The sequence below is a fragment of the Pseudoalteromonas sp. S554 genome (assembly GCF_005930865.1).
Lineage (GTDB): Bacteria > Pseudomonadota > Gammaproteobacteria > Enterobacterales > Alteromonadaceae > Pseudoalteromonas > Pseudoalteromonas marina.
In genome coordinates this window covers 1-13,429 of sequence record NZ_PNDV01000125.1, presented here as the reverse complement: position 1 = coordinate 13,429, position 13,429 = coordinate 1, and the positions used below count along the sequence as shown (strand labels likewise).

Below are 13,429 nucleotides of genomic sequence, written 5' to 3'. Positions count from 1 at the left end.
AAAGATCAATAAATCACAAAGGGGTTTAGAGACGCTTCACTTTTAGAGAAGTAAATAGCATCTTGCGCGAGCAAGCTTAGCGCCTACAGCTTTCACTTCTCATTTACTCCTCATTCCCTTCTCTTTGTGCATTTTTAATAAAGATCAATAAATTACAAAAAGGTTGAGACGTGCTTTGTTCGGGCTAGAGCTCATACAGCAAATGCACTTCTTATCGCGTTAAATTTACATATCGTGGGCGCCTTAAAGCACCATATTATAGATAAAGACAACACACTTACCCGCATGCTGCGGCAAAAAGTAGGCAGTTAAAAGTCTTATTTGATCGGTGCTATTTAAGCCGCGATTAAATAAGACTCTCGTCCTACGTGTTTGTTATTGCGTTTAAATGAGCCTTTCCCTTTTTTAGCTTTTACCACTTGAGGTTTAAACACTTTAGAGGTTACTAAAGCCGCCAGCGCATTATGATTAATAACACCCCGACCGGTGTCTACCGCACTATTATTTGCGGCTTTGCTTTTCGATTTTTTAGCCATTTTATTTCCTAACTATTTATAACAATAAGAACCTTAAGAAGTGGCGATTGTATGCCTAATTTTCAAGCTTGCAAGTAATTTTATCATTACACAACGCTCTTTTTTCATAATAAATAAACATAAAAAAAGCGCAGTAAATAACTGCGCTTAGTAGTAACCTGAACACTGGATAATAAATCTATCTCTAGCAGCTATTTCCAGCGCTAACAGCGTTGAATTTACTTGAAATAGGCTAGCTATTGACGCGTAAATTCGCCTTGTTTCCACTGAAAACCTCTGGCTAGAGAAATAAGCTTAAATATCATCATGATAAAATATGTTGGTATATCTCTTAACCAGAGTTCAGGTTAAATAGTTTTTAGCTCAAGTAATTAAAATTCAAAGCTTACTTTTGCATAATATGTACGCCCGTCAAAGCCATAAGGCAATGCACGTACTGGGTATTTAAACGCACCATTGGTAATAAAGTTAAGTACTTCGTCATCACCTAACTCATTAGGTGTTTCATCAAATACGTTGTCGGCACCAACTGAAAGCGTAAACATCTCATTAATGTCATAACTTACGTTTACATCAACTAACACAGCTGATTCAACTGTACTTGTTGGTTTAAACGACCCCGTTGGAGAAAGCTCACCCGGCAATGAAATATGGTCGTTACCAAAGTATTTTACATCGGTTTCGCCAAAGTAATTAAAACGAAGTGTTGAAGTATATGCGTCGCGCGCATAATCAAATGTCAGCGTGGCACGCTCACTTGGCTGTCCATCAGTAAAAAAGCTACGTTGTAAGTCATCAAAGGCAACCGCTTCTGGAATACCTTCTTCTGCATTAACGTTATCAATTTTAGTGTCGTTCAAATTACCAGCAAAAGTAACACCCAAATTAGCCCCGTCGATTTCAGTACGGTATGAGGCAATAATATCAACACCTTGCGTAGTAGAATCAACAGAGTTTGAGAAGTAATTAGCCTGTACTGCGCTTGTAGCTTGAAGCGCAGCAAGCGCATCTGGGCTAAACGATACGTCGTCAGCCGATAACAAACTTCCTAACGTTATGCGGTCTTTAATTTCCACACGGTAAAAGTCAACTGTAAGTGAAAGCTCGCTGCTTACATCGTAAACAAATCCCGCGCTGTAGTTAGTTGAAGTCTCAAGCTCTAAAGTATCAACCCCTAACGCACTTGGAAATGCCGTGCCTGTGTTAGCAGTAAACGACTGAGTTAACGAGCCATCCGACCCTAGGTTGGTTGTAAAAGCTGTATAACCGCTTTGCTGAAGCGAAGGCGCTCTAAAGCCAGTTGATACCGCACCACGAACAGCAAAGTCATCATTAAACTCGTAACGTGTCGCTAGTTTACCAATTAAATCGTCACCCGCATCTGAAAAGTCTTCATAGCGAAGTGCACCACTAACGTTCCATGCATCTGTGATCATCGTTTCTACATCTACAAATATCGCGTAGCTATTTCGATCACTTTTATTTGCCGCTTCTGGGCGTAGGCCGTTGTAAGCCTGAAATCCACACTGCGCAAATTGATTTTCGTCATTGACTGACGGATAAGAAGTATCAGTATTAGCTAAACCACAAGCATACGACGCTTGGCTGCCTGGTACTATTTCGTAATTTTCTTTTCGGTATTCTGCGCCAATAGTTACGTATAGTGGTTCACTGCGACCAATATCTACAATGCCGTTAAAATCAGCATTAAATGTAGTTTGATCAAATCTAAATCCACCTGAATAGCCACCGGTTGGGCCTGCATTAGCTGCAATATCAGCATCGCTTGCATCAGGGTTATTAAATAAGTACTCGGCAGCGTAAGACGCATTTAAGGTATTACGCGAGGTAAAATCGTATTGGTTTTCACCATATACAGCCGACACATCGTAAGTCCAATCTGGGTTTATATCCCCTTTAAACCCTATTGCAAACGAAAGATCTTGAGCTTCATTGTATATACGCGGTAAAAAACCATCACTGTATACTTGAGTCACGTTTTTAGACGCTTCGTTAAAGTTACGATAAAAACCATTACCTAACGCGCTTCGTTCTGAGAACCCACCAAACGAGTAAAGCTCGCTATCGCCAACAGGCAGTGCCATATTATAAAACAGCGATGTGAATTCGCTATCAGCGTTACCTTGTCCCCAGCGAACATCCTCTGAGAGCGTTCCGGGTTCTACATTTAACGAACCACCCGTATCGCGTTCTGCACGGTTAGTTCCGTCAGCATCACGGTATTCAAGTGATAAATTAATAAAACCACCTTCGTTACCTAACTCAAAACCACGGTTTAGACCTGCGGTAACTGTGTCGCCATCGCCTTCGCTTGTACCGCCATACTGAACAAAGCCAGTTGTTACACCTGTTGAATTATTAAGTGATAGGTTGATTACACCTGCTATTGCATCGGAACCATATTTTGCCGCTGCGCCATCACGAAGTACTTCAACGCCTTTAAGCGCAGTTAACGGAATTGCGTTCATATCGGTACCGGCAGCACCAGCACCAACAGTCCCATTAAGACCAAAAATAGATTGATTATGACGGCGTTTACCATTAACCAATACAAGCGTTTGATCGGGTTGTAAACCACGAAGTGTAGCAGGTCTAAATAAGTCAGAACCATCTGACACCTGCGTACGCGAAAAGTTAAATGACGGTGCTGTAGCTTGTAGGCTTTGGCCAAGCTCAGTGTAACCGCCTTTATTTAAATCATCTGAGTCTATTAAATCTATTGGTGAAGATGACTCTGTTGAGGTGCGATTAGACACCCGAGAGCCTAATACAGATATTTGTTCAATATTTTTAGCAGCTTGAACGGGGGCTTCTTGCGCGATAACAACGCCTGGTGCGCATACTGCAAATGCAACTGCCGCTGCAAGTGTATTTAAACGATATGTTGACATAGTGACGACCCTGTTTATGTGTGTTCTTATAGTTTATTTGGCGATTTAGCATCGCCAATGAGGAACATCCTAGCAACATTAGCAAATAAAAAGAAATGAAAAATTTTAAATTAAAGGCCTAAGTATGCAAATAAAGTTCAACTTAAGAAAAAAATACACCAAAAAGGCTAAAATTAATGCAAACAAGGAATTAAAATTACAAAATACATTTTTAACAAACTGTTTACAATGAGTATTTATTTATTAACTTATTCTTTTAAGGGGAGTGAGCATAAAATGGACGTACCTGTCTCTATTATGCTGTTAACTTGTATCTTTCCTGCGTGTTCTTGCACTATTGAGTGCACAAGCGTTAGCCCCATCCCACTATTTTTTCCTACTTCTTTGGTCGTGAAAAAAGGGTCAAACATCTGTTCTTGTACATGGTTTGTCATGCCACAACCGTTATCTTTTATCTCAATACAAATAAAGCTATTTTGTTCAAAAACACGCACTTCAACAATGCACCCTTTGGTGTCATTATGCTCACAGGCTTCTCGGGCATTAATGAGTAAATTAACAAAAAGCTGATTAATTGAAGCTAAATTACAATAAATAGGCGGTACATTTTCAAAATCGGTTTTTATAGCGCACAGCGATAGCTGACTTTCAAGAAGCTTAAGCATATTTACAGCAACATCGACTATGTTGACGAGCTGAACTGCATGACATTCATTAGATTCAGAAAAATTAAGTAAATTTTGAACGCAATAGTTAACCTGCCTTAAGGTGCTCGCGCTGTCTTTTATTTTGGTCGACAAGTCATTGCCAATCCAAGCAAATGGGTGTTGTAAATTAAGTAAGTCGAGCTCGTGTTTAAACTGGCTTTCTTTGAGTTCACCGTTTAAGTATTGCTCGCTGATATTTAGTAATGTGGAGATTATTGGGCTGCTATGGCTAAAGTTATCTATCGTATTAATTGCTTGTGACAATGGGGTGCTTATTTCCGAAGCCGCATCAACACTTAGCGTACCCAATGTTGCCATTTTAGTACTTTGGACAAGCATTTTTTTATACCGTGCTAATTCGGACTCTTTTTCACTTAGTTGCTTTTGTAACGACTTAAGGTTTTTTTCATCGTTTAAACATACACTTTCTAAATGACTCTCTACTTCATTCATGCCAGTATCCCTATAGCTTGTATAACTAATATTTAGTTGCCAAACTGAAAATACGCAACCAGATCTCCTTTTTGTTCTGTAAATAAATGTGTAAATTGACAATAAACAGGCAGGTTAAGCTTAAAACACTTCCCACTCAAACGTATTTATTGCTTCACAAAAGGATGAACAAACCCCCTGTTGCTGACAACCAACAATAAGGGCCTCGTTAGACTGCTTTTGAAATAACTTTTGATGAACAATATAAAGGGTATTACTCAAATTATCAGCGGGGGTTTTTAACTCATTGGAGTTTAAAATTAATGCGCACAGCTGCGTACTCTGCCCCCATAGTTTCATGATATAAGCAGATACATGGAGGTAATTTATACTTTGCTCAGGCTCAGTTAATTTGTGTTGGTCCGTCACTTCTTCAACATTTATTAATTTACCAACAAAACTCAATAGCGCCACTGAAAATAGCAAAGCCTGCTCTTTTAAGTTCATACCTATATGTTGTGCAAATTTTTTAACACAACTAGCATAATGTGTTGCAACATGTATTTGCTTTTCGTGATCGATGGCCGATATAGAAGGAGGCAAATTTTCTGCCATTAATAATGATGTACTAATTGACAATAAAATAGTCGTACCAAGGCGAGAAACGGCTTCTTCTATAGAGACTGTTTTACGTGTGAAGCCCAAATAGGCCGAGTTAGCAAGTTGCAGCAACTTAGCAACAATAACAGGCTCCTTAGAGACAAGCTCGGCTACTTCAGTTAGGTCAAACTCTCCACTATCAATAAGCGTATTGAGCTCTTGCAGCAGTGAAGGATAAACCGGAAAGCTAGACATTGCCCCCAGTTTTCTTCTCATACTTTCTGAAAACGGGAGTGCTTTTAATTCTGCCACATTGTTAAACAAAAGTATTAAATCGTCTTTATTAAATGGTTTAGCAAGATACATATGCACAACGTTACATTGACGCATTTTTTCGGTTAACGACGGGTCCCCCGTGAGCAAAGCCCTCACTGGGTACGAATTTTCAATTAAACAGCGCTCTAACACATCTAATCCATTAACGTGCGGCATTAAGTAATCGCTTATAATTAGGTCTATTGATTTATTATTTTTAAGCACAGACCAAAATTCATTTATTTCACTCACCGTAATAACGTCAGCAGCGGGATATATTCTGTTAATAGTTCTATGTAGCGCCTTTAATATAAAAAGCTCGTCGTCAAATAAAACTACTCTCATTGTTTTCATTCATCACCGCGCACATTTGTATTTATTAAGTAATCATAAAACTCATCCGCAGGCAAAGGTCTAGAAAAATAAAAACCTTGAATATAATCACAGCCAAGTCTTTCTGCCAATTTACATTCGTGAGCCGTCTCGACTCCTTCTGCAATTACCTTTAAATTAAGATCATGGGACATACGCACAATGTTTCTGATCATACTTTGCATTTCAAGGGATGAATCTAAACCACTTATCAGCTCCTTATCTAATTTTATGCCATCGATTGATAACTTTGAAAGATACGCAAGTGATGAATAACCTATACCAAAATCGTCAATTTGGACTTCAAAACCCAAGCCGCGTAGCCTTGTTATTTGCAGCTGACATTCGTGTAAGTCATCCATTAAATACGTCTCTGTAAGCTCAAACTGAATACTTGATGCACTGAGGTTGTTCTCATTTAGAGACTCAAGCATAAAGTCTATCCATTCAGGGTCTTCTTTAATTTGCCGAGCAGAAAGGTTTATAGCGAGTTTACCTACTTCAACTTTTTGCAAGTTCCATTGCTTAAGCTGCTTAAAACTCTGAGAAATGACAAATCGGCTAATAGCAATAATTTGGCCATCGCATTCTGAAATAGGTATAAATAAACTAGGAGACACCCACCCATACTTTGTTGGTTCGTACCACCTAATAAGCACTTCGGCACCACTTACTTTATGTGTTGTTAAATCTATTTTAGGCTGAAAACATAAACTAAATTCTTCGTTATCAATTGCTTTAAAAAGTAACCGGCTTAACTCAAAGTTTTTTCGGTAGTCATTCACAAGCTCTGCATCAAAGCGGGTAAAAAATCGTTGCTGTTTTTTAGCCAAGTAGTTCATATTCAAACTAAGATGATTTATAAGCTCTTTGCCCGACAAAACATCTTCAGGAAAAATGCCGTACACGCCATAAAGCTCTATACTCATTCCTTTGTAACGTTGGGGGATAGCCTCTGTAAATAAGGTCATTGTTTTATTAAGTGCGGCAAGTAATGTGGCATCGTTACTTGCGTGAGGTACAGATAACATAAACTGGTTTAAATGCTTTTGACACATTCTTACCTTTTCACCAAAGGTAATGTGCAATACTTTTGCAAGCAAGTGTGTAAACTCGTAAGCGCTTTGGTAATCTAATAAATCAGCAATAAGTTCAAATTTAGCAATACCGATAAAAATAACCGTGTAGCTAGTGTTTTCACCTTCATACTCATTTAGCTGTTGATAAAAAGCAGGTTCTTTAATTAAAAAATCACCAAAGCTTTCTATTAAAAGTTTATCACTCGATTTACTAGGGTTAACAGACAGCTTAAGTAACTGACAAAAATCATCAGACCAATAGCGTTCCAAAATAAACTCGTATTCTTTTTCGCTTTCTGCGCATTTACGAGCAATAAATAACATATTGGTTTTATTACTTAAAAAGGCCGTCAAATCGTCTTTATTTGGCTGTGCGTCTATATTAATTATGTAATCATCAACAAAGCTGTATAAACCTGAAAACAAAGACTGCGCAGGCGCATTAAAACGGTTTATTTTACCATTTTCGTCTATTTCAATAAGCGCGGTAACGCTACCTAAAAGTAGTTGGTCACGCTCGTGCTGAGCAATACGCTTGCAATAGAGTTGTTGCGCCTGTTCAATGGTTGTTATCAGTTCATTTTCATTCCAAGGCTTTTGTAAAAACTTAATCGCCAGTCCTTGGTTAAGAAGCTCAACCACCGAATTAAAATCTGCATGACCACTAAGCACTATATTTATTATTTCTGGCCAGTGAATTTTAACTTCTCGAAGTAAATCAGCCCCTGTCATATTAGGCATTCGGTAGTCAGTCACAATAATAGATACGTCGCTTGTTTTTAAGTATTCAAGCGCCTCAGGGCCACTTTCGGCTACACTTACCTTAAAGCCGGCGCGCTGCAATACACGCCGTAAAGAGCGCAAAACATTAACTTCATCATCAACCAAAAGGATACTAGGTTCCACTATTGGCTCCTATTGTTATTCAATCTTAAAAAAGATCAAAACAGCTAATACAACAGTACTTAAAAAAGTACTGCCGTCATTAAAATGATAGGGTAACAGTAATTTACATTTAAATAACATGTAACCCTAATGCAAATATATCACTTGCTATCTACAAACCACCAACCCAATCATAAAGAATTAATATAATAAAAAATACCAATCCAATATAATTAGCTAATAATAAACAATACCAGCAACACTATTCAATCAACCTTTAGTCACAAAACATGCCTCTCTTCGCGCTGTTTTTTAACTCATGAACTTTTTGGGGTATTGAAAACAAACACAAAGCGACTGCCTTCACCCACTTTACTCAGTACATCAACACTTGCCTCGTGCTCTTCAATAATGGTGTACACCTCAGACAAGCCTAAACCGGTACCTTGCCCAACCTCTTTGGTTGTATAAAAGGGATCAAAAATTCGCTCTAAATCAGACTCAGCAATACCTGCGCCAGTGTCTTCAATAATAAGCTTTATTTTGTCTTGTTCTTGCTTACACTCAATGGTCAGTGTTCCTCCAGAAACCATCGCTTGTAACGAGTTTAAAATAGTATTAAACAAGAGTTGCCGTATTTTACTGGCCTTACCCCATATAAAAACAGGCTCTGCAGGGAACTGCTTTTCAATTTGAACTTTATATTTGAGCTCATTCTTTAACACAATTAACGTCGACTCAATCTCAGCGCATAAGTCCACTTCCATCCAGCTTTCTTCATCGCTTAATGCAAAATCTCGTAAGCTATTAACAATTTTTTTAACTCGCTCTGCACCATCTAGCGACTCATCGAGTAGCTCCGGTAAATCTTCTATTATAAAGTCAACACCCTGGCGTTCGTATACATCCTCAAGTAATTTTATAAAGCGATCTTCAGCCTGTTTTACAATGATTTTTTTTTGCGTCTGCGTTGTTTTTATTAGTTTTAATGCATAATCCTTGAGCGTTTCTAGGTTTGAGCTCACAAACCCTATTGGGTTATTAATTTCATGTGCAACCCCTGCGGCCAACTGACCTATAGACGCCATTTTTTCTGATTGCAGCATTTTCTTTTGCGCTACTTTTAACTCTTGATGCAGTGCCTTTAATTGTTGATGCTCGTCTTCTAGCGCATTTTTTAAATCAGATTGCTGAATAAAATAACTGGCCTCTGCGGTTACATCTGTCACAAAAATACTGACATGCGTAACCTCTGCATTTTCATTTGATAGCGGCATAAATTGCACATTTTGGTACATTTGCGACTCATCCCCGGTAATAGGGCGACTGCTTCGCATGGGAAATACATGGGGGCGTTGTTGCCAGTAACTAAAGCTTGGGTTTTTTAAAATAAATACACTGTCAATTTTACGTTTTAAAAAACGCGCTTGTTCTTCAAATACAGTTAATAGAGGTTGGCCAACTAAATCGGGTTGGCGAATGGTTAATCCACCTAAAAACGTAGGGTTAGCGAAAGTGATTGTCATATCCTGATTTATAATACAGGCACCAATAGGAAGTTGCTCAATGACGCGTTCAAACTCGCTTTTTTCCATCAATCCTCCAATAAGGCTTTGATTGGTATTAACAGCTGTTCAATAGACCCTTCACTTAAGCCAATGAGTATGCGCGCATCAAATTGCATTTGCTCAATAAAAAATTCAACTTCTATAATTAAAATAGACGACCACTCATTACTGTGAGCAGATTGCACAGGATAATAAAACGCAGGCATATTTAATTGCGTTGATAACTCAAGCTGGCTGGTAAAGCCTTGTAAGCAAGCAGCAGATAAAATATTGGTAATTTCTAAAACAAGTTCTTCTGTTGCGGCTTCATCAAGCGGTAAGTCAAAATCCATTACTTCAGCCAACGCATTGCAACCGTCTTTATGCATACTCATTATCACTTCACCACGAATAGTGCCCGTGAACGACTGTCGTGCAAACCAGTTATTTGAAAGGCTATTAATCATTCCCTGAAAATCTTCAGGAGACATTGCTTGAATAGCAGGAATAGACAAAGACACTTTGGTTTGAATAAGTCGAGCAAGCGCATCGGCCGCTTGCCCCATAGAAATGTTCATTATTTCTTGAAGCGCATCGCGCTCGTCTTCGTTTATTTCAATCATAACAAGCCAACATCCAGCAAGGTTTCGCGTAATTGGTCGGCTTTTAAAGGCTTTTGTAAAAACCTAAAAGCGCCCATAGAGCTAACAAGCGCCTGTGCTGCAGGTTGAATATCTGCACTAATTACTATAACAATGGTTTTTTGATGCTCTTGCTGCAGCTCTTTTAGCACTTCAAAGCCATCCATTTGTGGCATTTGCAAGTCTAAAAACAGTACCTCTGCTAACCCGGCATGCACAGCATCTAGCGCTTCAACCCCATTTTTGGCTTCGTGAATTGTAATATCCCAATCTTCAGGAAGTGCGCGTTTAATTGTTTTTCTTGAAAGTGCTGAGTCATCAGCTATTGTAACCGGTATTGGCATACAGTCCTCGCTATACAATATTAGTACGTAACCTTCTGTTTTAGAGTAGAAGTAATTAGTAATTTCTGCAAAAAAAATAGCCTAAAATTCGCTTTTTATGCTGGGTTTTAATTGTTTTTTTATGCATTTTAAATTCACGCATTAATAAAGTTTGTTGCGATTAATAAAATCCGCCAATTCAGTTGTTTATAAGCCGAGGTTAGACTAAATTTAACCGTATATCAGATTTGGCTGGCTTTACTTTTATGCAAAAAACCTCTGAACTAGAAGAATTTAACAACAGACCTGCCCACATTCTATGTCTAGACGACGAAGCAAGTGTTTTAAAGTCACTTGTACGACTACTTCGAATGAACAAATTTAATGTGGTTGTATCGACCGACGGACACGACGCACTTCAAAAAATGACAGCCACACAGTTTGATGTGGTCATAAGTGACATGCGTATGCCCAAAATGAGCGGCGCAGAGTTTTTAGCAAAAGCAAAAAAGCTAGCTCCTGACACTCAACGTATTTTGCTAACGGGCTATTCTGATCTAGAGTCAACGGTTAGTGCAGTAAACGATGGGGGTATTAACGCCTACATTCAAAAGCCTTGGCAAAACGATCACTTAATCGGTGTTATAAAATCAGCAGTTGAAAAGTTTCGCTTAAAAAAGCACAACGAACTACTTCAAGCGCATGTCAAAAAACAAAATGCGCAATTAACCGAACTGAATCAGTCGTTAGAACTCAGAGTAGAAAAGCGTACAAAGCAAATAAAACAAGTGCTCAGGCAGCTTGAAAAAGCAAATGAACGAGAAAAAAACGAGCATAAATCTACCGTAGAGCTGCTCTACAACTTTATTAATGCAAACCCTTATCTCGATGGTAACAGAGCACAAAACATTGCCAATACCTGTACGCATATAGCCTTGTACTTAAATGCGTCACAAAAAAGTATCGAACTTGCGCCAACTGCGGGTTACCTAGCACAAATAGGATTGCTAGCCATGGACCCCGATCTTTATAAAAAACCAGTGAATAAACTAACCGAAGCACAACGCAAAACCTTTTACACACACCCAAGCACCGCGCAGCTAATGCTTATGCCTGCACTGCATTTACACGATGTATCTGATGCTATTTACTATCAATATGAGCGCTATAACGGCAACGGGTTACCTAAAGGGCTTTCGGGTAACGAAATACCCATTGGCGCCATGGTTTTAAGCGTTGCACGTGATTATTGGGAAGCCTATGAACAAAGTGTGGGCGATAACGAGGCCGAACATCACCAGCACGCACTCGACACTATAAAACTTTACAGCGGTACGTTTTATCATCCAAAAATTGTGCGAGCACTTGAAGCCAGTCACAACAAAATGAAAGAGAAGAAAAGCACAGCGGGGTCGGTCACTATTTGTAATGCTCAAGAGCTTAAAGAAAATATGGTACTGGGGAACTCGATACAAAGCCACACTGGCATTATGTTACTGCCCAAAGGCCATGTGTTTAGCCGTAAATCAATTGAAAAGTTACAACAACTTGAAGCTAAAAAACCAACCCCCTTTAGAATTATGATTAAAAGCGCTAAATGATTGATCTAAAGCAGGCTTTTTTTCGTTACAATAAGCCTAAAATATACATATAACTTTGCTTGAAGGAGCACAACGTGTCGCGATTTTCTGCCGTAACCGACAATCCCCACGACGGGCGTTTTAATCAAAAAACGGGAATACTGCTTACTAACTTAGGGAGCCCAGACGCCCCAACAGCCGCGGCACTGCGTATTTACTTACGCGAGTTTTTATCTGACCCACGCATAGTAGAAATACCACGCCTTGTTTGGATGATCATACTACATGGCATTATTTTAAGAGTACGTCCAAAACGTTCAGCAAAGTTATACAAAAGTATTTGGACAGAAAACGGGTCGCCTCTCACGCACATTACGCGCCAGCAAAGTGAGAAACTCAACACATTGTTAAAGCAAAAAGGCTACACAAACACCGAAGTTGTTATGGCCATGCGTTATGGCAACCCTTCAATAGAAGCTGGCCTTGAAGAGCTAAGAGACAAAGGCCTCACGCGCATAATTATCATGCCAATGTATCCTCAGTATTCAAGCCCTACAACAGGGTCTACATTTGACGCCGTATCAAGCGTGCTACGCAAATGGCGCTGGGTGCCTGAGCTTCACTTTATAAACGGTTACCACAAAAACACCACTTATATTGAATCGTTAGCTAATAGCATAAGCGAAGATCTAGCAGCCAACGGGGTGCCGCAAAAAATTGTTTTTTCGTACCACGGTATGCCAAAACTATTTTTAGACAACGGCGACCCATATCATTGCCTGTGCTTACAAACAACCCGACTTGTTGTTGAAAAGCTTGGCCTTGATAAAGACAATGTCATTAGCACTTTCCAAAGCCGATTTGGTAAAGCAGAGTGGTTAAAGCCCTACACAGATGCAACGCTAGAAAGCCTGCCAGCCGAAGGCATTAAAGATGTGGCAATTATAAGCCCTGCTTTTAGCGCCGACTGCCTTGAAACACTAGAAGAGTTAGAAGGCGAAAACCGCGAAATATTTGAAGAAGCTGGCGGCGAAAAATACCGATATATCCCAGCTTTAAACGACAGAGACGACCACATTGAAGCCATATTTGATGTGTTAAAACCAATGTTGTAATCAACTCAATATGAAAAAGGCGTTAATATTAACGCCTTTTTTTATGCCAATAATTCACAAAGAGGTTAAGAGACGCTGCGCTTTTAGAGTTAGTGAAAAGCCCATCATTTACAATGCCATGGCTGAATTTACCTGTAGACGCGCAGCTTGCTGGCGTTTAAAAGCAACGCTTTTACATTTAGTCGATTTATTCGTAAACGTAACTAACTTAACACCGAGAAGTGACTAATAACTACTTTTTTAACTCTGTGTAGCGCAAAGCGCCTCGGTGTGCTCTGTGGTCATATTTATTTTTAAATAACAAGAAGCTGCCGCTTCTAACGTGAGCAAGCTCTACGTCTACAAAAATAAACTAAACATTGGCTTTGCCCTGCTACTACCCTCC

General features: G+C 39.2%; 10 protein-coding genes. 2 read left to right on the top strand and 8 right to left on the bottom strand.

The genetic code is table 11. From position 1 onward, the window contains the following. Positions 1–335 precede the first annotated feature (335 nt). The 8 genes from arfA to CWB65_RS19015 all read right to left on the bottom strand — a co-directional run bounded on the left by arfA (position 336) and on the right by CWB65_RS19015 (position 10,370). A complete protein-coding gene (arfA, locus tag CWB65_RS19050; protein WP_006793520.1) occupies positions 336–536 on the bottom strand; it encodes an alternative ribosome rescue factor ArfA in 201 nt (66 codons plus the stop codon). 371 nt (positions 537–907) lie between these two features. Beyond that, a complete protein-coding gene (locus CWB65_RS19045; protein ID WP_138741250.1) occupies positions 908–3,448 on the bottom strand; it encodes a TonB-dependent receptor plug domain-containing protein in 2,541 nt (846 codons plus the stop codon). Between the two features lie 248 nt (positions 3,449–3,696). Beyond that, the gene (locus CWB65_RS19040; protein ID WP_138741249.1) at positions 3,697–4,608 is read right to left on the bottom strand and encodes a sensor histidine kinase; all 912 of its coding nucleotides are present in this window, start codon (positions 4,606–4,608) and stop codon (positions 3,697–3,699) included. A gap of 120 nt (positions 4,609–4,728) precedes the next feature. Next, positions 4,729–5,856, bottom strand: coding sequence for an HDOD domain-containing protein (locus CWB65_RS19035; protein WP_138741248.1), 1,128 nt, complete (start codon positions 5,854–5,856; stop codon positions 4,729–4,731). After that, positions 5,853–7,859, bottom strand: coding sequence for an EAL domain-containing response regulator (locus CWB65_RS19030; protein WP_138741247.1), 2,007 nt, complete (start codon positions 7,857–7,859; stop codon positions 5,853–5,855). Before CWB65_RS19030 ends, CWB65_RS19035 begins: the two co-directional genes overlap by 4 nt. Before the next feature lie 296 nt (positions 7,860–8,155). Continuing rightward, complete coding sequence (locus CWB65_RS19025) at positions 8,156–9,433, bottom strand: PAS domain-containing sensor histidine kinase (protein ID WP_138741246.1); 1,278 nt, start codon at positions 9,431–9,433, stop codon at positions 8,156–8,158. Beyond that, positions 9,433–10,008 (bottom strand): chemotaxis protein CheX, encoded by a 576-nt coding sequence (locus CWB65_RS19020; RefSeq protein ID WP_006793514.1) that lies wholly within the window; start codon positions 10,006–10,008, stop codon positions 9,433–9,435. Before CWB65_RS19020 ends, CWB65_RS19025 begins: the two co-directional genes overlap by 1 nt. Beyond that, a complete protein-coding gene (locus CWB65_RS19015) occupies positions 10,005–10,370 on the bottom strand; it encodes a response regulator (protein ID WP_008133194.1) in 366 nt (121 codons plus the stop codon). Before CWB65_RS19015 ends, CWB65_RS19020 begins: the two co-directional genes overlap by 4 nt. 245 nt (positions 10,371–10,615) lie before the next feature. On the opposite strand from CWB65_RS19015, the gene nosR reads away from it, so the two are divergent. Then, positions 10,616–11,950: a response regulator c-di-GMP phosphodiesterase, NosR family gene (gene nosR, locus CWB65_RS19010; protein WP_008133193.1), complete on the top strand. Its 1,335-nt coding sequence runs from the start codon at positions 10,616–10,618 to the stop codon at positions 11,948–11,950. A 74-nt stretch (positions 11,951–12,024) separates the two neighbouring features. Next, the gene (gene hemH, locus CWB65_RS19005) at positions 12,025–13,044 is read left to right on the top strand and encodes a ferrochelatase (protein WP_138741245.1); all 1,020 of its coding nucleotides are present in this window, start codon (positions 12,025–12,027) and stop codon (positions 13,042–13,044) included. Positions 13,045–13,429 lie beyond the last annotated feature (385 nt).